The sequence below is a fragment of the Acidovorax sp. SUPP1855 genome, from assembly GCF_030158955.1.
Lineage (GTDB): Bacteria > Pseudomonadota > Gammaproteobacteria > Burkholderiales > Burkholderiaceae_C > Paracidovorax.
Genome location: NZ_BQXI01000001.1, coordinates 133,689 through 153,114, shown reverse-complemented (window position 1 = coordinate 153,114; position 19,426 = coordinate 133,689). Strand labels below are relative to the sequence as shown.

Annotated in this window: 22 protein-coding genes and 1 pseudogene; 11 read left to right on the top strand and 12 right to left on the bottom strand. The window is 66.4% G+C overall.

Annotation, left to right across the window (positions count from 1 at the left end; translation table 11 throughout):
* Positions 1 to 11: 11 nt before the first annotated feature.
* From AVMA1855_RS00695 to AVMA1855_RS00680, 4 genes and pseudogenes are all read left to right on the top strand, one after another.
* Complete coding sequence (locus AVMA1855_RS00695) at positions 12 to 734, top strand: sulfite exporter TauE/SafE family protein (RefSeq protein ID WP_284424217.1); 723 nt, start codon at positions 12 to 14, stop codon at positions 732 to 734.
* A gap of 232 nt (positions 735 to 966) precedes the next feature.
* Positions 967 to 1,929 (top strand): tripartite tricarboxylate transporter substrate binding protein BugE, encoded by a 963-nt coding sequence (locus AVMA1855_RS00690; RefSeq protein ID WP_272568039.1) that lies wholly within the window; start codon positions 967 to 969, stop codon positions 1,927 to 1,929.
* 78 nt (positions 1,930 to 2,007) lie between these two features.
* Positions 2,008 to 2,907, top strand: coding sequence for a site-specific tyrosine recombinase XerD (gene xerD, locus AVMA1855_RS00685; RefSeq protein WP_284406017.1), 900 nt, complete (start codon positions 2,008 to 2,010; stop codon positions 2,905 to 2,907).
* A 77-nt stretch (positions 2,908 to 2,984) separates the two neighbouring features.
* A pseudogene (locus AVMA1855_RS00680) lies at positions 2,985 to 3,977 on the top strand (Bug family tripartite tricarboxylate transporter substrate binding protein).
* Between the two features lie 78 nt (positions 3,978 to 4,055).
* Here AVMA1855_RS00680 and AVMA1855_RS00675 read toward each other — a convergent pair.
* Both AVMA1855_RS00675 and AVMA1855_RS26580 read right to left on the bottom strand, forming a co-directional pair.
* Positions 4,056 to 5,339 (bottom strand): EAL and HDOD domain-containing protein, encoded by a 1,284-nt coding sequence (locus tag AVMA1855_RS00675; protein WP_284395463.1) that lies wholly within the window; start codon positions 5,337 to 5,339, stop codon positions 4,056 to 4,058.
* Between the two features lie 77 nt (positions 5,340 to 5,416).
* On the bottom strand, positions 5,417 to 5,989 hold the full coding sequence (locus AVMA1855_RS26580) for an EAL and HDOD domain-containing protein (protein WP_502870243.1): 573 nt from the start codon (positions 5,987 to 5,989) through the stop codon (positions 5,417 to 5,419).
* Between AVMA1855_RS26580 and AVMA1855_RS26695 the strand changes: the two genes are divergently transcribed.
* Positions 5,903 to 6,550 carry a hypothetical protein gene (locus AVMA1855_RS26695; protein ID WP_502870242.1) on the top strand — a complete coding sequence of 216 codons (648 nt, stop codon included), beginning with the start codon at positions 5,903 to 5,905 and terminating at the stop codon, positions 6,548 to 6,550. The two genes, AVMA1855_RS26580 and AVMA1855_RS26695, sit on opposite strands and share 87 nt — an antisense overlap.
* A gap of 237 nt (positions 6,551 to 6,787) precedes the next feature.
* Here AVMA1855_RS26695 and AVMA1855_RS00665 read toward each other — a convergent pair whose 3' ends face one another.
* A complete protein-coding gene (locus AVMA1855_RS00665) occupies positions 6,788 to 7,591 on the bottom strand; it encodes a ferritin-like domain-containing protein (protein ID WP_284424215.1) in 804 nt (267 codons plus the stop codon).
* Positions 7,592 to 7,638: 47 nt separating this feature from the next.
* Between AVMA1855_RS00665 and AVMA1855_RS00660 the strand changes: the two genes are divergently transcribed.
* Together AVMA1855_RS00660 and hslO are read left to right on the top strand one after the other, a co-directional pair.
* Complete coding sequence (locus AVMA1855_RS00660) at positions 7,639 to 8,163, top strand: gamma carbonic anhydrase family protein (protein ID WP_272568047.1); 525 nt, start codon at positions 7,639 to 7,641, stop codon at positions 8,161 to 8,163.
* 28 nt (positions 8,164 to 8,191) lie between these two features.
* On the top strand, positions 8,192 to 9,181 hold the full coding sequence (gene hslO, locus AVMA1855_RS00655) for an Hsp33 family molecular chaperone HslO (protein ID WP_272568048.1): 990 nt from the start codon (positions 8,192 to 8,194) through the stop codon (positions 9,179 to 9,181).
* Positions 9,182 to 9,211: 30 nt separating this feature from the next.
* On the opposite strand, the gene AVMA1855_RS00650 is transcribed toward hslO, so the two are convergent.
* The 8 genes from AVMA1855_RS00650 to pyrG form a co-directional block, all read right to left on the bottom strand.
* The gene (locus AVMA1855_RS00650; protein ID WP_284424214.1) at positions 9,212 to 9,778 is read right to left on the bottom strand and encodes a hypothetical protein; all 567 of its coding nucleotides are present in this window, start codon (positions 9,776 to 9,778) and stop codon (positions 9,212 to 9,214) included.
* Positions 9,779 to 9,817: 39 nt separating this feature from the next.
* Positions 9,818 to 10,096 (bottom strand): septum formation initiator family protein, encoded by a 279-nt coding sequence (locus AVMA1855_RS00645; protein ID WP_272551727.1) that lies wholly within the window; start codon positions 10,094 to 10,096, stop codon positions 9,818 to 9,820.
* Positions 10,097 to 10,192: 96 nt separating this feature from the next.
* Positions 10,193 to 11,479 (bottom strand): phosphopyruvate hydratase, encoded by a 1,287-nt coding sequence (eno, locus tag AVMA1855_RS00640; protein ID WP_272568051.1) that lies wholly within the window; start codon positions 11,477 to 11,479, stop codon positions 10,193 to 10,195.
* A gap of 89 nt (positions 11,480 to 11,568) precedes the next feature.
* Positions 11,569 to 12,084 (bottom strand): hypothetical protein, encoded by a 516-nt coding sequence (locus AVMA1855_RS00635; protein ID WP_284424213.1) that lies wholly within the window; start codon positions 12,082 to 12,084, stop codon positions 11,569 to 11,571.
* Positions 12,065 to 12,868 (bottom strand): hypothetical protein, encoded by an 804-nt coding sequence (locus AVMA1855_RS00630; protein ID WP_284424212.1) that lies wholly within the window; start codon positions 12,866 to 12,868, stop codon positions 12,065 to 12,067. The genes AVMA1855_RS00635 and AVMA1855_RS00630 overlap by 20 nt, the downstream gene beginning before the upstream one ends.
* A 25-nt stretch (positions 12,869 to 12,893) precedes the next feature.
* The gene (locus tag AVMA1855_RS00625) at positions 12,894 to 13,184 is read right to left on the bottom strand and encodes a DUF1330 domain-containing protein (protein ID WP_272568055.1); all 291 of its coding nucleotides are present in this window, start codon (positions 13,182 to 13,184) and stop codon (positions 12,894 to 12,896) included.
* A 3-nt stretch (positions 13,185 to 13,187) separates the two neighbouring features.
* Positions 13,188 to 14,045: a 3-deoxy-8-phosphooctulonate synthase gene (gene kdsA, locus AVMA1855_RS00620; RefSeq protein ID WP_284424211.1), complete on the bottom strand. Its 858-nt coding sequence runs from the start codon at positions 14,043 to 14,045 to the stop codon at positions 13,188 to 13,190.
* Positions 14,046 to 14,090: 45 nt separating this feature from the next.
* Entirely contained in the window at positions 14,091 to 15,761 is a 1,671-nt protein-coding gene (pyrG, locus tag AVMA1855_RS00615) for a CTP synthase (RefSeq protein ID WP_272568057.1), read from the bottom strand.
* Between the two features lie 101 nt (positions 15,762 to 15,862).
* Here pyrG and coaBC point away from each other — a divergent pair, with 101 nt between their 5' ends.
* From coaBC to AVMA1855_RS00595, 4 genes are all read left to right on the top strand, one after another.
* A complete protein-coding gene (gene coaBC / locus AVMA1855_RS00610) occupies positions 15,863 to 17,083 on the top strand; it encodes a bifunctional phosphopantothenoylcysteine decarboxylase/phosphopantothenate--cysteine ligase CoaBC (protein WP_284424210.1) in 1,221 nt (406 codons plus the stop codon).
* A 24-nt stretch (positions 17,084 to 17,107) separates the two neighbouring features.
* Entirely contained in the window at positions 17,108 to 17,614 is a 507-nt protein-coding gene (locus tag AVMA1855_RS00605; RefSeq protein ID WP_284424209.1) for a hypothetical protein, read from the top strand.
* Between the two features lie 9 nt (positions 17,615 to 17,623).
* Positions 17,624 to 18,070: a dUTP diphosphatase gene (dut, locus tag AVMA1855_RS00600; protein WP_272568060.1), complete on the top strand. Its 447-nt coding sequence runs from the start codon at positions 17,624 to 17,626 to the stop codon at positions 18,068 to 18,070.
* Positions 18,071 to 18,248: 178 nt separating this feature from the next.
* Positions 18,249 to 18,758 (top strand): outer membrane lipoprotein, encoded by a 510-nt coding sequence (locus tag AVMA1855_RS00595; RefSeq protein ID WP_272551741.1) that lies wholly within the window; start codon positions 18,249 to 18,251, stop codon positions 18,756 to 18,758.
* A 95-nt stretch (positions 18,759 to 18,853) separates the two neighbouring features.
* Here AVMA1855_RS00595 and AVMA1855_RS00590 read toward each other — a convergent pair whose 3' ends face one another.
* Positions 18,854 to 19,378 (bottom strand): FKBP-type peptidyl-prolyl cis-trans isomerase, encoded by a 525-nt coding sequence (locus AVMA1855_RS00590; RefSeq protein ID WP_272568063.1) that lies wholly within the window; start codon positions 19,376 to 19,378, stop codon positions 18,854 to 18,856.
* Between the last annotated feature and the right edge of the window lie 48 nt (positions 19,379 to 19,426).

Sequence of the window (19,426 nt, the reverse complement as noted above, 5' to 3'; positions counted from 1 at the left end):
CAATGGCCCTGATGGGGCTCGTTGTGGGTGGCGTGGCCGTGACGGTCGGAGGCGGCGTCACCATCGGTGTGCCGTTGCTGCTGCTGATGGGGCATTCCGCCGCCGCGGCCATCGCCACCGTGAAGTTCGCGCTCGTGGGCTCGTTCTTCACCGGTACGCTGGCCCACCGCCGGGCCGTGGCGGCCCCGGTGCGCATTCCCTGGGTGCTTTGGCCCCTGGCAGTGGCGGGGTCCGTGATGGGCTCGCTGATCGTCACCGGGGTCGATGACCGGGTGCTGCGCATCATCGTCGCCGCCATGATGGCCGTGGTGCTGTGGATCACCTACCGGACGGATTTTTCCGCACGCACCGCCACCTCGGCGCCGGCCGCACGTCTGCCGCTGGCCGGCATCGCCACGGTGTTCGCGCTGTGCGTGTATTCGGGCTTTTTCGGCGCGGGCTTCGGCACCTTTCTCATCTTTGCGCTGATGCATTTTTTCGGCCTGTCGTTTTCCGACAGCGCTTCGGTGATGACGCGCCTCAACCTGCTCGTGGTGGGCTCGTCCGTGACGACGTTCATCACCCACGGCGCGGTCGATTTCCAGTGGGGCATTCCGCTCTTCATCGGCTGCGCCCTGGGCGGTGTGATGGGCGCCTGGGTGGCCCGGGTGCTGTCGCCCGAGCGCATGAAAACCGTCTTCCTGGCAGGCACGATGCTGGTCGGCGTCAAGCTGATCTGGGACGCGATGGTGTGATGCCGGACCGTCTTCCATCCGCGGTCCGTCCGGTCCTTCCCCTTCACTTGCAAGGAGCAACGCCACTCCCTCAACGACGGCACTGAACCCTTCTCCTGCCAACGGGAACCGCCCTTGCGCGTGCGGGAAATCCCTCACTGTGGACTGCCATGCGGACCACGATCGGCGTGCGTCAGCGATTAGGATGCACACCATCGTTTTCATCGTGTTCAAGCAGTACAAGGAGACTTCTATGCAGCGCCGAAATTGGCTGGGTCTGGCCGTCCTCGTGGCCACGGGCAGTGCCATGGCCCAGAGCTATCCCACCAAACCGATCCGGCTGGTGGTGCCCTTTGCTCCGGGGGGAACGACCGACATCATCGCCCGCGTGATCTCGGATCCGCTGTCGCGCGCTCTGGGCCAGCCCGTGATCGTGGACAACCGCGCGGGTGGTGGTGGCGTGGTCGGCGCGGCCGAGACGGCCAAGGCGACGCCGGACGGCTATGCGCTGGGCATCGCCACCGTGTCCACCACGGCGGCCAATCCGGCGATCAACCCCAAGACGCCCTACAACCCGCTGACGGACTTCACGCCGATCATCAACATCGCCGCGACGCCCAACATCATCGCGGTGAACCCCAGCTTTCCAGCCAAGGACTACAAGAGCTTCGCCGCCGAGATCAAGAAGGTGCCGGGCAAGTATTCGTACTCGTCGTCCGGCACGGGCGGCATCGGCCATCTGCAGATGGAGCTGTACAAGAGCCTGACCGACACCTTCGTCACGCACATTCCCTACCGCGGCGCGGGCCCGGCCTTGAACGACACGGTGGCCGGCCAGGTGCCGATGATCTTCGACAACCTGCCTTCGGCGCTGGCCTTCATCAAGGATGGCCGCCTTGTGCCCATCGTGGTCGCCGCGCCCCAACGCGTGGCGGCACTGCCCAATGTGCCCACCTTCAAGGAAGTGGGCCTGGAGCCGGTGAACCGCATGGCGTACTACGGCATCCTGGGCCCCAAGAACCTGCCCAAGGACGTGGTGGACAAGATCAACGCCGGCGTGCGCAAGGCGCTGGAAGATCCGGCCGTGCGCAAGCGCATCGAGGACACCGGCTCGATCATCATCGGCAACACGCCCGAGCAGTTCGCCGAGCAGATCAAGGCCGAGTTCGAGGTCTACAAGACCGTGGTGCAAAAGCAGAAGCTGTCGCTCGACTGAGCCAGCGCTCCGCAGCGTTCTCTGACCAGGCCCGCCGGCACCGCCCGCGGGCCTTTTTTATCGTGCTATGGTTTTGCGATGCTGCCCGAAAGCCAGACCTCCATCGACACCTTCATCGACGCGCTGTGGCTGGAGGACGGCCTCTCACGCAACACCCTGGCGGCCTACCGGCGCGACATGACGCTGTATGCCCAGTGGCTGGCGGAGCAGCCGTCCGCGCTGGCCATCGACGGCACGCAGGAACACCACCTGCAGGGCTACTTCGCCGCGCGCCATGCGCAGACCCGGGCCACCTCGGCCAATCGGCGCCTGACCGTGCTGCGCCGCTATTTCCACTGGGCCCTGCGCGAGCGGCGCATCGTGGCCGACCCCACGGTCCGGCTGCAGGCCGCGCGCCAGCCGCTGCGCGTGCCGAAGACACTCTCGCAAGCCCATGTGGAGGCCCTGCTGCGCGCCCCGGACACCGGCCACCCGTTGGGGCTGCGGGACCGCGCCATGCTGGAGCTGATGTACGCCAGCGGGTTGCGCGTGACCGAGCTGGTCACGCTCAAGACCTTCCAGCTGGGCCTGCGCGAAGGCGTGCTGCGGGTGATGGGCAAGGGCGGCAAGGAGCGGCTGGTGCCCTTCGGCGACGAGGCGGCGGCATGGCTGGAGCGCTACCTGGGCGAGGCGCGCGCGGCCATCCTGGGCGGGCAGCAGACCGACGATCTTTTCGTGACGCAGCGCGGCGCGGGCATGACCCGGGCGATGTTCTGGGTCATCGTGAAAAAGCAGGCGCATGCGGCGGGCATCACCGTGCCGCTGTCGCCGCACACGCTGCGCCATGCCTTCGCCACGCACCTGCTCAACCACGGGGCCGACCTGCGCGTGGTGCAACTGCTGCTGGGGCATGCGGACATCTCCACCACCACCATCTACACCCACGTGGCGCGGGAGCGGCTCAAGGCCCTGCACGCGCAGCACCACCCCCGCGGATAGGCCGGCACCGGGAGCCGGTGGAGGCCCCGCGGGGCGCGGACAATCGCGGTTTCCTTTTGCGCACCCGGAGTCTTTGCATGACCGATCTTTCCCGCCGGCAATGGATGCTGGCTGCCAGCTGTTCCTGGCTCTCGACGCTGCCGTTCGCTGCCCACGCCCAGCAGGCAGCCGCCTGGCCGTCCCGCCCCATCCGCATCGTCGTGGCCTATCCCGCCGGCGGGGTGAGCGACGTGGTCGCCCGGGCCCTGGGCGACAAGCTGTCGGCCCAACTGGGCACTTCGGTGGTGGTGGACAACAAGGCAGGAGCGGGCGGCTCCATCGGCATGGATGCCGTGGCCAAGGCAGCGCCGGACGGCTACACGCTGGGCTTTTCGTCCATCAGCCCGCTGGTGCTGAATCCGCACCTGGGCAAATCGCCGTTCGATCCGGCCAAGGACATCGCGCCGGTGGCCAGCGTGATGGTCTCTCCCGTGCTGCTGCTGGGCACGCCCGCCAGCCAGGCCAAGGATTTTCGCCAGTTGCTTGCCACCGCGAAGGCGCAGCCAGGGGCGGTGCGCTGGGCCACCTCGGGGCTGGCGTCGCTCGGGCACATCATGCTGGAGCAGATCATGCAGTCCACCCAGGCGAAGATCACGCATGTGCCTTACAAGGGCGGCGGCCAGTAGCTCAACGATGCGCTCAGCGGGCAGTTCGAAGTGCTGTCCACCAATGCCGGGCCCGCGGTGATGCAGCACATCCAGGCCGGCAAGCTGCGCGCGCTGGCCGTGGGTTCACCCGCCCGGCTCGACACTTTGCCCGACGTGCCCACCCTGGCCGAACTGGGCATTCCGGCCGCCAACGTGAGTTCGCTGTTTGGCGTGTTCGCGCCGGCGCGCACGCCGGCGCCAATCCTGGAGCGTTTGAATGCCGAGATCAATCGCGCCCTGGCCCTGCCGGATTTGCGCGCCCGGCTCGAAGCCACCGACAACGTGCCCCAAGGGGGCAAGGCGGCTGACTTTGTGCGGCAGATTGCTGAGGAGTCGCAGAACAACGCCCGCATCATCCGCGCGGCGGGCATTCAGATGAACTGACCGAAGAGGGGGCGCGGCGCGCCTGGAAAAACGCCATGGCCCTGGCCGCGCCGGGGCGCTGCGCAGCCGGCCGGGCCGTTACTCGCCCAGGCTTTCCGCCCAGGTCAGCGCCTGCAAGTGGGCCCAGTTCACCTGCCGGTTGGACAGGTGCAGCGCATCGGCCGAGCGGGCGAACGCCACCTCGTCGCCGCTTTCGCAGGCCTTGGTGAGTTCGAGGAACGGCGCGAACACTCCGGTGTTGTGCAGCAGCGCATCGATCACGGGCTGGGGCAGGGCAACGGAGTCGAGCGCCTTTTCCAGCGGAACGCCCAGCATGGTGTCCAGCAGCGAGAACACGCCGACCACGAAGGCGTTGTCGCATTCCTCGGGCGGCAGCAGTTCGGCGGCGAGCAGCTCCATGAGGCGGCCGCGCACCACGGCGGTCTGGCCCACGGCGGGCGGAGAGCCGCCGGCACGCGAGGTGGTCATGAGCAGCGCCGCCCAACGGAACAGCTTCTTGAGCCCCAGGATCATGACGGCGTGCCGGAACGAGGTGACCTCGCACGACAGCCCGAAGCCCGACGAGTTGATGAAGCGCAGCAGGTTGAAGGACAGCGTGGGGTCCTTCTTGAGCAGTTCCTCGATCTCCGCCGTGCTGGCCTGCTTTCGCACCAGGTTGATGAGCTGGATGATCGTCGCCTGCGAAGGCCGGATGGTCTGGGCCTTCACCAGCGCGGGCTGGGCGAACCAGTAGCCCTGGAACAGCTTCACGCCCAGCGCGGACATGCGCTCGTGCTGCTCGGCAGTCTCCACCTTTTCGGCCACCAGCGTGGCCTTGGAATTGGCGCGCGCGAACTTCACCAGGGGCTCGGCCAGTTCGGCCCGGAACGCCTGCATGTCCAGCTTGACGAAGGCCGCCAGCGGCAGCCAGCTGGCATAGGTGCGGCGCAGCACGTTCTGGTTGAAGGCGAGGCGAAAGCCCCGCGTGCGCAGGCCTTCGAGCGTGGACACGCGCCCTTCGATCTCTTCGGCCGTGGCGCCGTCGGCCAAAGGCGGCACTTCCAGCACCACCTTTTCGGGGTGGATCAGTTCGAGGTGGCCGCCGGCCAGGCTTTCGTGCGTGCAGTTGATGAACACCGTCTTCTTGCCCACCAGGGCCTCGGTGCCCGCATACGACAGGGCATTGAAGAGCAGGGCGGCATCGCTGGCCGCAGTGTGGGCATCGGAGGCGGTGGAGCGGTCGAACAGCTCGTAGCCGAAAACGGCGCGCTGCTCATCCACGATCGCCTGGCGCGCAATGATCGCCAGGTTGCTCGAGTCCTCGTCTTCCCCTTGCGGGGCGGTGTTCTCGAAAGCCGGTACGTTGTCTGAGTTGCTCGACATGGAGGGTCTGCGTCAGTGAGTGGGATGAATTCGGTGACCTTACCACCAGAGCCGCACGCTGTCGCCCACTCTGGGGCTCATTCCGTCAACTGGTCTGCCCAGGCCAGGGCCTGCAAATGGGCCATGTTGATCTGCTGGCTGGACAGCTGCAGCGAACTGGCGGCCTGGTCGAAGGCGGCGTCGTCGCTGGATTCGCAGGCTTCGGCCAGCCGCAGCAGTTCGCCCAGCGTTCCGGCGCGGTGCAGCAGGGCCTCCGACACGGTGCCGGGCACGTGCAGCAGCCCTACGGCGGATTCCATCGGCATGCTCAGCATGCGGTCCAGCATCGAGAAGATGCCCACCACGAAGGCTTGGTCGGCGTCTTCCTGCGACATGGTCTCCAGGGCCAGCAGCTCCATCAGCCGCCCGCGCACCACGGCCGTGTGGCCGACGGCGGCGGAGATGCCGCCCGCGCGCGAGGCGGTGAGCAGCAGCGCGGCCCAGCGGAACAGCTTCTTGAGTCCCATGAGCATCACGGCCTGCCGGAACGAGGTGATCTCGCGGGAGAGCCCGAAGCCCGACGAATTGATGAGCCGCATCAGGTTGAAGGCCAGGCCCGCGTCCTTCTTCAGCACCTCCTCGATCTCGTCCGTGCTGGCCTGCTGGCGCACGAGGTTGATGAGCTGGATGATGCTGCTTTGCGCCGGGGTGAGCAGCTTGGCCTCCACCAGCGAGGGGCGGGAGAACCAATACCCCTGGAACAGCTGCACGCCCTTGCTGGAGGCCATGTCGTACTGCTTGGCTGTCTCCACCTTCTCGGCGATCAACTCGGCCTTGGAGTGCCGCCCGGCGTATTTGATGAGCACGGCCAATTGGTCGGGCGCCAGCACGGACAGGTCGAGCTTGATGTAGTCGGCCAGCGGCAGCCACGGCGCATAGGCCGATTCCAGCACCGTGTGGTTGAAGGCCAGGTGGAAGCCCCGATCGCGCAGGCCCGACAGGATCGGCAGCCGCGTGCTCACCTCTTCGGCCGCCGCGTGGCCCAGGGGCGGGATCTCCAGGACGACCTTGTCGGGATCGACCAGCTCGAGGTGGCCGCCGGACAGGCTCTCGTGCGTGCAGTTGACGAAGATGAGCTTCTTGCCCACCAGCTCCTCGCTACCGGCGTGCGACAGCGCGGTGAACACCAGGAACACGTCCGTCGCGGCCGTGTGGCCATGGCCGGAGCGTGAGCGGTTGAAGAGTTCATAGCCCACCACGGCCTGCTGCCCGTTCATGATCGCCTGGCGGGCGATCATGGCGCCGGCAGGGCTGCTCTCGGGGGCAATGGACGGAGAATTGCCGGCGACAGGCGTGTGGGGCATGGATGGCGAACTGAAAGCGATCGGTGGAGGGGCCGCGTCCCTTCGGCAAAGGGGCTGCGGGGCTTGGGCGCATTGTAGGAAAGAACGGCTGCCCACGCGGCCGGGTCAGCCATGCTGCAGCCACTCCATTTCGGCGTCGCTGAACCCCGCTGCGCGGCGCGCATCGGCGTTGAAGGGCGGTTTCAGGCGTGGCGCCTCGTAGCGCCGGACCAGCAGGGCGTAGTGCGCCAGCGGGTCCAACCCTTCCTGATCGCACAGGAAGCGATACCAATGGTTACCAATCGCCACATGCCCGACCTCCTCGCGCAGGATGATGTCCAGGATGTCCACGGCCGCCAGCGCGTCGGCGGTGCCCACCTGCCGCAGCTTGCGCTGGATGAGCGGAGTGGCGTCCAGGCCGCGGGCCTCGAGCGTGCGCGGCACCAGGGCCATGCGCGCGACGATGTCGCCCGCGGTCTTCTCGCACATGGTCCACAGGCCCTGGTGGGCGGGAAAATCGCCGTAGTCGTGCCCCATGCTTCGCAGGTGGTCGCGCAGCAATCCGAAGTGCTTGGCCTCTTCGGCCGCCACCCGCAGCCAGTCGAGGTAGAAGTCCGGCGGCATGCCGTCGAAACGCCACACCGCGTCGAGGGCGAGGTTGATGGCGTTGAATTCGATGTGCGCGATGGCGTGCATCAGCACCGCGCGGCCTTCGTGCGTGGCCGGCGAGCGGCGCGCCACCTCCGTGTGGCGCAGCAGGGTGGGCCGCTCCGGGCGGCCGGGCAGGGTGGCGGGGTCGGCGGGGCCCTGCGGGCTGGTCGCGGCCACGCCATGGTCGGCCGCACGCGCGTGCAGGTCCAGGGTGGCGGCGGCTTTGGCCTGGGGGTCTGTCAGGCACAGGGCCTCGAGGGCAAGTTGGCGAAGGTCCATCCCTACAATTCTAGGATTCGGCCCCGCTGACAAAAAAGGAGACCTGGATGGCGCTTTACGAACTCGATGGCATTTCTCCCCGTACCGCGCCGTCGGCGTGGGTGGCGGACAGTGCCGAAGTCATCGGCCACGTCGTGCTGGGCGAGTCGTCCAGCATCTGGTTCGGGGCCGTGCTGCGCGGCGACAACGAGCCGATCACCATCGGCGCCGGCACCAATGTGCAGGATGGCAGCGTGCTGCACTCCGACCCCGGCCAGCCGTTGGTGCTGGGCGAGCGCGTGACGATCGGCCACAAGGTCATGCTGCATGGCTGCACGGTGGGCGACGAGTCGCTCATCGGCATCGGCGCGGTGGTACTCAACGGTGCGAAGATCGGCAGGCATTGCCTCGTCGGCGCCGGCGCGCTGGTGACGGAGGGCAAGGAGTTTCCCGATGGCTCCATGATCATCGGCAGTCCCGCGAAGGCGGTGCGCCAGCTCTCGCCCGAGCAGATCGAGGGCCTGCGCCGGAATGCGCAGACCTACATCGACAACGCCCAGCGCTTTCGCGCCGGGTTGCGCAAGCTGGCTTGAGCGGCGCCAACATTTCAGGAAAACCAGGGTGTCTGAACTCCACAAGTTTCTTTTCGATGGCCTGCCCGTGCGCGGCATGATCGTGCGCCTCACCGACGCCTGGACCGAAATCCTCGCGCGGCGCGCCGGCAACACCACCTCCGGCGCCTACCCGCCGCCCGTGCGCGAGCTATTGGGCGAGATGGCCGCGGCCGGCGTGCTGATGCAGTCCAACATCAAGTTCAACGGGGCGCTGGTGCTGCAGGTCTTTGGCGACGGCCCCGTCAAGCTGGCGGTGGCCGAGGTGCAGTCGGACCTCAGCCTGCGCGCCACGGCCTCGGTGAACGGCGAAGTGCCGGACGGTGCCCGCCTGAGCGACATGGTGAACGTGGGCGGCGGCGGGCGCTGCGCCATCACGCTCGACCCGAAGGACCGCCTGCCGGGCCGGCAGCCCTACCAGGGCGTGGTGCCGCTGCACGGCGACCACCACGAGAAGATCGAAAAGCTCAGCGACGTGCTGCAGCACTACATGCTGCAGTCCGAACAGCTGGACACCACGCTGGTGCTGGCCGCCGACGACCAGGTGGCCGCCGGCCTGCTCATCCAGCGCATGCCGATCAAGGGCGAGGGCAACCTGGCCGGCGAGCTGACCCACCGCGAGAACGAGGACCAGATCGGCCACAACGAGGACTACAACCGCATCGCCACCCTGGCCGCCAGCCTGACGCGCGACGAACTGCTGGGCCTGGACGTGGACACCATCCTGCGCCGCCTGTTCTGGGAAGAAAAACTGCTGCGCTTCGTGCCCCAGCAGGGCGTGGACGGCCCGCGGTTCGCCTGCACCTGCAGCCGCGAGCGCGTCAGCAACATGCTGCGCAGCCTGGGAGTGGAAGAGGCCGAGAGCATCCTCGCCGAGCGCGGCGACATCGAGGTGGCCTGCGAGTTCTGCGGCCAGCAGTACCGCTACGACGCGGTGGATGCGGCGCAGATCTTCACCGAGCCCGGCAAGCAATTGCCGGGGCCGTCCAGCGTTCAGTAACCGCCGGCGGCAAGGCCCGCTGGCCCCGCATCAGCCGCGCAGCGCCGTGAACAGCTTGTGCTCGCACTCGGGGTCGCTGCACTTCTCGCACGACCATGCGCGAAGGCGGGCAGGCCGTACCGGCGCTTCTTGATCAAAAACTGTTGGTGCCGGCGGATCATATGCCTTGGGCGCTACTTTTTTAATAGCATCCAGGACCACCCGCAGCCGCTCGTTCTCGCTGCCGTACAGCACGCGATAAGCCACGCCGGCCTCGGAAAGCGCCCCGCGCAGGCAGGCATCGAACCGCTCCTGCCCGGAGGGCTGCGGTGTCTGGCCCGAGGCTTTCGAAGGCGCCCCTCCATCCAGTCCGCCGAGCAGCGTCGCACGGCACGTCGCCGCGTGGGTCGCCGCCAGCGCTGCCAGCGCCTGCTGCGCCGCATCTTGCAAGGGGCCCACCGGCGCCTGCAGGCAGCGCGACACGGCTGCATGCAGCGCCGGGCAGGGATCGACCAAGGCATGCCCCGGCTGCAGGTGCCGTGCCACCGCGTGCGCCAAAGCCTCCAGCCCGGTGCCGGGGGCGCCCAGCAGGGCGATGCGGACCGGATCGGCGGCCAAGGGACTCGGGGGGAATGAACGCTGCAGGGACCTGTCCGCTCAGCGGTGGGTCACCTGCACGTAGATCTCGTTGGGCTTGACCATGCCCAGTTCGTTGCGCGCCTTCTCCTCGACCATGTCCAGGCCTTCGCGCAGGTCGTGCACTTCGGAGGTGAGGCGTTCGTTGGCCTGGCGCGCCTCGGCATTGGCCTGCTTTTGCGCGGCGATCTTTTCCTTCATTTCCTGCACGTGGTGGACGCTGCCGCGGCCGGACCACAGCTGCGCTTGCACCCCCACGAGGAGGAGGAGCAGCACCAGCGGAACGATGCGGGGACTCATGGCGGGCAGGTCGGACGGTAGGAAAGGGATCGGTTACCGCCCGTGGCACGGCCCTCACAGAAGGAGGGAGGACCGTGCCACGGCGGTGGGTTCAGGTCAGCGCAGGTTGTAGAACGCAGCGCGGCCGGGGTAGTGGGCGATGTCGCCCAGGTCTTCCTCGATGCGCAGCAGCTGGTTGTACTTGGCGATGCGGTCCGAGCGCGACAGCGAGCCCGTCTTGATCTGGCCCGCGTTGGTGCCCACGGCGATGTCGGCGATGGTGCTGTCCTCGGTCTCGCCCGAACGGTGCGAGATCACGGCCGTGTAGCCGGCGCGCTTGGCCATCTCGATGGCGGCGAAGGTTTCGGTCAGCGTGCCGATCTGGTTGATCTTGATGAGGATCGAGTTGGCGATGCGCTTGTCGATGCCTTCCTTCAGGATCTTGGTGTTGGTGACGAACAGGTCGTCACCCACCAGCTGCACCTTCTCGCCCAGGCGTTCGGTCAGGTGCTTCCAGCCGTCCCAGTCGCCTTCGGCCATGCCGTCTTCGATGGAGATGATGGGGTACTTGTCCACCCACGCGGCGAGCATGTCGGTCCATTGCTGGGCCGTCAGGCGGATGCCGCCTTCGCCTTCCAGCACGTAGTGGCCGTCCTTGTAGAACTCGCTGGCCGCGCAGTCCAGGGCCAGGGCGATCTGTTCGCCGGCGGTGTAGCCGGCGGCGTCGATGGCCTGCAGGATGAGCTGGATCGCGGCTTCGTGGTTCTCGACGCTGGGGGCGAAACCGCCCTCGTCGCCCACGGCGGTGCTCATGCCGCGGTCGTTGATGATCTTCTTGAGGGCATGGAATACCTCGGCGCCCCAGCGCACGGCTTCGCGGAAGCTCGGCGCACCCACGGGGACGATCATGAATTCCTGCAGATCCAGGCTGTTGTTGGCATGCGCGCCGCCGTTGATGACGTTCATCATCGGCACGGGCAACTGGATGCCGCCCATGCCGCCCAGGTAGCGGTACAGGGGCAGGCCGGACTCTTCAGCAGCGGCGCGGGCCACGGCCATGGAGACCGCCAGCATGGCGTTCGCGCCCAGGCGGCTCTTGTTGTCGGTGCCGTCCAGGTCGATCAGGGTCTTGTCCAGGAAGGCCTGCTCGGAGGCGTCCAGGCCCAGCACGGCCTCGGAGATCTCGGTGTTGATGTGCTCCACGGCCTTGAGCACGCCCTTGCCCAGGTACCGGCCCTTGTCGCCGTCGCGCAGCTCGATGGCCTCGCGGCTGCCGGTGGAGGCGCCCGAGGGTACGGCCGCGCGGCCCATCACGCCCGATTCCAGCAGCACGTCGCATTCGACGGTGGGGTTGCCGCGACTGTCCAGCACTTCGCGACCTACGATATCAACGATGGCACTCATTCAGGATTCTCCGGTTGATGATTAATTCTGGTTCAAAGCGCTGCCCCAACAGCATTGGAGGCGTGCTTCTCATATGGATGGCGTTATCTTCAAAGCGATGCAACGGAGCTTAGCAGGTAGGCAGCCGTCAGAATGACCGCGGGCAGACCCAATACCAAACCTACAGTGATAACCAAAGCCTGGGGCCAAGCATTCACTCTTTGAATCAATGCAGAAGGGCGAATGGCCAGCAACGGAATTGAAACAATGGTGCAGACTAGAAAAAGCGTGGAAAACAATCCAACGCGCTCTGAAGTGGTCAGCAATGTGAAGTTGGAGACAAAGAATAAAAACAAAAATACCAGCAGCCAGCAAGTCAATTCGATCGCATGGCGGATATTGATTGATTCGGCGGCGGTATTTTTTTTAAAAAAGCGAAAAAGCAAAAAAGAAAGGCTCAGCGCCAGTAGTGGCAGTGCAATCAAAGAAAATGCTGCGGAAAAACCGCTGAGACTCCCAATGGCGATGTAAGCCACCGGAGTCAGCAGAAGACCGAGAATAAGGCAGGCACAAGCAAAAGCCGGTGCCTTATTGTTTTTGAATAACTTATTCGGCAGCGATTTCATATTCTTTGACGGTGGCAGCGCGAGTCACCAACGGGAAATAGCCGAACTGATGCTGAAGCTGCCACCAAGCCGTAATGCCGACTGACGCTGTCGAAGCGATGATCGAATCTGAAGCCGCTCCATATTCCCTGAGATCATCGTCGTCCAGGCCGAAGATGTCGTAGAAAACGAAATTCAGGGTCAGCCAGTATTTCTTGGCATTGCTGTCGTAATGGTAGTGGGTCGCGATGACATAAACGTACTGCACCCCGTTGATCATCAATCCCAGTCCGTTATTGAAATCCCGGGTCGAAAAGACCTTGCTTCCCAAGTTCAAGGCGGGAACGCCCAGGTTGGTCGGCATGTGGAGCTTCTTGATGTCCCACTGCGCGTTCTTCAGCGATTGATGAAGGCGTACTTGGCCGGTGGTCCGGTTGGGTGAGTTGGGTGCGGAAACGACCGCATTGCAGAACGAATTGATATTGGGGTGGTTGCCCACTGCCGTATTGAGTCGCTCGTCATCAAAGTACTCCACAGCGGTCCTGCGGGTGTTCAGGAAATCATCAAACAGACGCCTGGCCATGCCCGTCTTGTCGCCGGCCGCAAAGATACCGAGCAATTTCAGCATCTTGGGGGCCAGTTCGCTGGGACTTTCTCCCACGCTCTGGCCTCTGGGGGCGCGGAAGCGGCAGCCAGAGGTGATGTCCTGGCCATACCGTGGCGGGCTCATCGCCGGAATGTAGGTGTTGTCAGCAAAAGCGTGCTGAGGCGTCAGGTAATTGTCTTTCGCGATAGCGACCACCATGGGTGGATGAAGCGCGACCTTCAATTCACACGCCTTCCACGCACACCATGCGCATGACGGCCGCGCCTTCGCGGGCCGCCTTGGCCTTCTGGTACTCGGGCGTGTCGTAGAACGCGCGGGCCGCCTCGAAGCTCGGGAACTTCAGCAGCACGGTGCGGCCGGGGTTCCAGTCGCCTTCGAGCACCTCGACCTTGCCGCCGCGGATGCAGACCTCGGCGCCATGCACCTGCATGGCGTGGGTGCTCCACTTCTTGTACTCCTCGTACTGCGTCGGGTTGGTGACGGTGACGGATGCGATGACGTAACCACTGCTCATGGCTCAGGCTCCAAAGTTGTTTTCGAGGAATCCGTTGCGCTTGGTGATGGTGTCCAGCGCCACCAGCGTTTCCAGCAGCGCCTTCATGTGCCTGAGCGGCACGGCGTTGGGGCCGTCCGACAGGGCCTTGGCCGGGTCGGGGTGCGTTTCCATGAAGAGGCCCGCCACGCCCACGGCGACGGCGGCGCGGGCCAGCACCGGGACCATCTCGCGCTGGCCGCCGCTGCTCGTGCCCTGGCCACCCGGCAGCTGCACCGAGTGGGTGGCGTCGAACACGACCGGCGCCCCGGTCTCGCGCATGATGGCCAGGCCGCGCATGTCGGACACGAGGTTGTTGTAGCCGAAGCTCGCACCCCGCTCGCAGGCCATGAAGCTGTCCTCGGGCAGGCCGGCTTCCAGCGCGGCGGCGCGGGCCTTGTCGATCACGTTCTTCATGTCGTGCGGCGCGAGGAACTGGCCCTTCTTGATGTTCACCGGCTTGCCCGACTGCGCCACCGCGCGGATGAAATCGGTCTGGCGGCACAGGAAGGCGGGCGTCTGCAGCACATCGACCACCTTGGCGGCCTCGGTGATGTCGTCCTCGGTGTGTACGTCGGTCAGCACGGGCACGTCCAGGTCGCGCCGGATCTTGGCCAGGATCTCCAGGCCCTTCTCGCGGCCGGGGCCGCGAAAGCTGGTGCCCGAAGAGCGGTTGGCCTTGTCGAAACTGCTCTTGAAGATGAACGGAATGCCCAGTGCCGCCGCTGTCTCCTTGAGCTGGCCGGCCACGTCCATCTGCAGTTGCTCGGACTCGATCACGCAGGGGCCCGCGATGAGGAAGAAGCGGTGTTCCAGGCCGACGTCGAAGCCGCAGAGTTTCATGGCAGGGGTTCTTTCTTTTCTCGTCGTTGCTTCGGAAGAAGGCTTTCAGGCCGCCGCGAGGGCTGGCTGCTGGCTCTTTTGGCGCTCCACGGCCGCCTTGATGAAGGCGTTGAAGAGCGGGTGGCCGTTCCACGGCGTCGATTTGAATTCGGGGTGGAACTGCACGCCGATGTACCAGGGGTGCACGCTCTTGGGCAACTCGACGATCTCGGTGAGCTGCTCGCGCTGCGTGAGCGCCGAGATCACCAGGCCCGCCTTGCGCAGCTGGTCGAGGTAGTTCACGTTGGCTTCGTAGCGGTGGCGGTGGCGCTCGGTGACGATGTTGCCGTAGATCTCGTGCGCCAGCGTGCCGGACGCCACGTCCGAGCTCTGCGCGCCCAGGCGCATGGTGCCGCCCAGGTCGGAGTTCTCGTTGCGCGTCTTGATCGTGCCGTCGGCGTCCTTCCACTCGGTGATCAGGGCGATCACGGGGTGGGGCGTGGCAGGCTCGAACTCGGTGCTGTTGGCGTCCTTGAGGCCGGCCACGTGGCGTGCGTATTCGATGGTGGCGACCTGCATGCCCAGGCAGATGCCCAGGTAGGGCACCTGGTGCTCGCGGGCGTAGCGGGCCGTGCTGATCTTGCCTTCCACGCCGCGCGCGCCGAAACCGCCGGGCACCAGGATGGCGTCGTACTTGGCGAGCTTCTCGGCCGCGTCGGCCGCGCCGATGGTCTCGGAATCGATGTGCTCGATCTTCACGCGCACATGGTTCTTCATGCCGGCATGGCGCAGCGCCTCGTTCACCGACTTGTAGCTGTCGGACAGGTCCACGTACTTGCCCACCATGGCGATGGTGACCTCGCCCTGTGGATGCTCGGTCTCGTAGACGAGCTGGTCCCAGCGCTTGAGGGTGGTGGGCGGCGTGTTCAGGCGCAGCTTGTCGCAGATCAGGCCGTCCAGGCCCTGCTCGTGCAGCATGCGCGGCACCTTGTAGATGGTGTCCACGTCCCACATGCTGATCACGCCCCACTCGGGCACGTTGGTGAACAGCGAGATCTTGCCGCGCTCTTCCTCGGGAATGCGGCGGTCGGCGCGGCACAGCAGCGCGTCGGGCTGGATGCCGATCTTGCGCAGTTCCTGCACCGTGTGCTGGGTCGGCTTGGTCTTGAGTTCGCCCGCTGCGGCGATCCACGGCAGGTAGGTCAGGTGCACGAAGGCGGCGTTGTTGGGGCCGAGCTTGAGGCTCAGCTGACGCACCGCTTCGAGGAAGGGCAGAGACTCGATGTCGCCCACCGTACCGCCGATCTCGACGATGGCCACGTCCACCGCGTCGCCCGTGCCCACGCCGGCGCCGCGCTTGATGTATTCCTGGATTTCGTTGGTGACGTGCGGAATGACCTGCACGGTCTTGCCGAGGTAGTCGCCGCGCCGTTCCTTCTCCAGCACGCTCTGGTAGATGCGGCCCGTGGTGAAGTTGTTGGTCTTTTTCATGCGCGTTTCGATGAAACGCTCATAGTGGCCGAGATCGAGGTCGGTTTCGGCGCCGTCGTCGGTGACGAAGACCTCGCCGTGCTGGAACGGGGACATGGTGCCCGGGTCCACGTTGATGTACGGGTCGAGCTTGATGAGGGTGACTTTGAGGCCCCGCGATTCGAGGATCGCGGCAAGGGAGGCTGAGGCGATTCCCTTGCCCAGGGAAGACACCACACCGCCGGTGACGAAGACAAATTTGGTCATGTCTTTTTTGGTGGTGGGAAATCGGGATTATAGAGGGCGGCCATCGGCCGCCCGGCCGGCGCCCGCTCCGACCCCGCGCCCCGTCTGCTAAATTGCGCGCCATGAACGAGCTCGCCGGCAAACACATTCTCCTGGGACTCTCCGGCGGCATCGCCTGCTACAAATCGGCCGAATTCGCCCGACTGCTGATCAAGGCCGGGGCATCCGTGCAGGTCGTGATGACCGAGGCGGCCGCGCAGTTCATGACCCCCGTCACGATGCAGGCGCTGACCGGGCGCGCGGTGTACCACTCGCAGTGGGACGCGCGCGAGCCCAACAACATGCCGCACATCAACCTGGGCCGCGAGGCCGACGTGATCGTCATCGCGCCGTGCAGCGCGGACTTCATCGCGCGTCTGGCGCAGGGGCGCTCCGACGAACTGCTGAGCCTGACCTGCCTGGCCCGGCCCATCGACCGCGTGCCGCTGCTGCTCGCACCCGCCATGAACCGCGAGATGTGGGCGCACCCGGCCACGCAGCGCAACCTGGCGCAGGTCGCGCGCGACGGCGCCGTGGTGCTGGCCGTAGGCAACGGCGACCAGGCCTGTGGCGAGACCGGTGACGGCCGCATGCTGGAGCCGGCCGAACTGCTGGAGGAACTGACGGCGTTCTTCGCGCCCAAGGTACTGGCCGGCCAGCACGTGCTAGTGACGGCGGGCCCCACGTTCGAGGCCATCGACCCGGTGCGCGGCATCACCAACCGCTCCAGCGGCAAGATGGGCTTTTCCATCGCCCGCGCCGCGCGCGAGGCCGGCGCGCAGGTCACGCTGGTGGCGGGGCCGGTGCACCTGCCCACGCCGCGCGGCGTGCGCCGCGTGGACGTGCAATCGGCACAAAACATGCTCGATGCGGTAGTGGAATATGCCTCGGATGCTACTGTTTTTGTAGCAACTGCTGCCGTGGCCGACTGGCGCCCCGCTCAGGCGGCCCGCCACAAGATCAAGAAGGACGGTTCCGGCGAGGTGCCTGCGCTGGCGTTCGTGGAGAACACGGACATCCTGGCCCAGGTGGCGAAATCCGAGCGCGCGCGCGCGGGGCAACTGTTCTGCGTCGGCTTTGCGGCGGAGAGCGAGGACCTGCTGCGCCACGCCAGCGCCAAGCGCGAGCGCAAGGGTGTACCGCTGCTGGTGGGCAACATCGGCCCGGCCACCTTCGGGCAGGACGACAACGCGCTGCTGCTGATCGATGCCCAGGGGCACCGCGAGCTGCCGCGCGCCTCCAAGCGCGAGCTCGCCCGCCAGTTGGTGGCCGAGATCGCCCGGCGCATCGCGGGCGCCGCCTGACATCCCGTCCGAGACACACTCCCCGTGCAGCATCCCTTGCGCCCCGAATGGGACACGCCGCCCGACGGCGATTTCGCGAGCTACGTCGAGCGGCTCAGCCGCATGCAGCACCCGGCCCATTCGCTGGCGCCCGGTGAGGAGCCTGGCCACTACGGTGCCCGCCCGACTGTCGTCGGTACGGCTGCGAAAGGCGCAGCCGTGAAGGCGCCCGTTCGCGATGCGGTGACGCGTCCGGCCTCTCTGGCGATGCCGGGCGCCCAAGGGCTCCGGCTGTTGCGCCTGGCACGGGCGGTGCTGCTCCTGCTGGTGCTGGCGAAAGCGGTGGCGTGGCTGGCTTTCGCCTGGGGTTCGCTGTTCGGCGTCGTCTCGCTCGGCCTGCTGTGGTGGGGCCTGGGCGCGGCAGGGCGCCTGCTGTCCAGCGGCCTCCCATCATCGCCCGGCACCGACCGCGCCGCGGCATTGCAAACCGTGCTGGAGGCGCTGCGCCACGCGGCGCGCCAGCCCCCGAATTCCCGTTTTCCCAAGAAGTGAATTGAACCTGTGAAGATCGACGTCAAGATTCTCGACCCCCGCATGGCAGCGCAACTGCCTTCCTACGCCACGCCGGGCAGCGCCGGCCTCGACCTGCGCGCCTGCCTGGACGAGCCGCTCACGCTGCAGCCCAACGCCTGGCAACTGGTGCCCACCGGGATCGCCATCTATCTGAAAGATCCCGGGTATGCCGCGCTGATCCTTCCGCGCTCGGGCCTGGGGCACAAGCATGGCATCGTGCTGGGCAATCTGGTGGGGCTGATCGACAGCGACTACCAGGGCCAGCTCATGGTCAGTGCCTGGAACCGCAGCGACACGGCGTTCACCCTGGAGCCCATGGAGCGGCTGGCCCAACTGGTCATCGTGCCTGTGGTGCAGGCGCAGTTCAACGTGGTCAGCGACTTTCCCGCCACGCAGCGCGGCGAAGGCGGCTACGGCTCGACGGGCCAGGCCTGATCGGTCTGAAAGGCCCTCCATTTCGGTCGTTTGTAGGCCGGCGCCGACATGGCTGCCGGTATCTGTCTTGCCTGCCGGGCCGCGATTGCCCGTCGGGATCCGGGGTGGGCTGCATGGTGCAATCCGCTTCACGTCAAAGGCTTTGAAGGCCTGCGCATCGCTCTGAAGGAGAACTCTCATGTCCCGTTTCATCCGCTCCGCCACCCTGGCAGGTTCCGTCGCCCTGGTGACCCTGCTCTCGGCTTGCGCCCAGCAACCGCGCTATTCCAACAACTACCCCGCCCAGCCCCAGCCGGGCTATTCCTCCTATCCCGCTGCGCAGAACCAGAACCAGAACGGCACCGAGTTCGGCGTGGTCTCCAACATCGAAACCCTGCACGCGCGCAACCGCGGCACCAGCGGCGCGGGTGCCGTGCTGGGCGCGGTGGCCGGCGGCGTTCTGGGCAATCAGGTGGGCAAGGGCAGCGGCCGTGCCGCAGCCACCGTGCTGGGTGCCGTGGGCGGCGGTGTGGTGGGTAACCAGATCGAAGGCCGCACCGGCAACAACAACGACGGCCAGGCCGAGGGCTACCGCCTGACGATCCAGCTGGATCAGGGCGGCCAGCGCGTCTATGACGTGACCACGCCAGGCGACCTGCGTACCGGCGACCGCGTGCGCCTGTATGGCGGCCAGATCTCGCGCATCTGACCTCCCATGGTCTCGTCGCCTGCCGCGCACGCGCGGCAGGCACCCCATGCAAAACGGGCCCCTCGGGGCCCGTTTTGCATGGGTCGATGAATCGGTCAGTGAAGGGTGGGTGCGTCCGCCGCGGGCGGCTGGATGCGGAAGAAGCCGGTGCCGGCCGAGCCGCGGCCGATCTCTTCCTCGGTGGCCTCGCGCACGCTTTGCACGGTGAGGTGCAGGCGCAGCGCGATGCCGGCCAGCGGGTGGTTGCCGTCGAGCACGATGTGCTCCGGGTAGATCTGGGCCACGGTGTACAGCACGTCGCGCGGGGCCGCCGGGTTGGTGCCCTGCGGCAGCGCGCTGCCTTCGACCGTCATGCCTTCTTCCAGGTCGGCGGGAAAGAGGTTGCGCGGTTCGAGGAACAGCAGCTGGTCCTGATAGTCGCCGAAGGCTTCCTCAGGCTCCAGGTGCAGCGACAGCGACGTGCCCGCGGCATGGCCTTGCAGGGCCTCTTCGATGCGCGCGAGCAGATCGTCGCCGCCGACGAGAAACTCCACCGGCTCATCGAGCACGTCCAGCTCCTCGCCCAGGGTGTCTTTCAGGATCCAGGTCAAAGCGACCACACATTGTTGGTTGATTTCCATAGGAGAATTGTCGCAGTTCGACCCTCGTCCGCGCACGCGGCATCAATT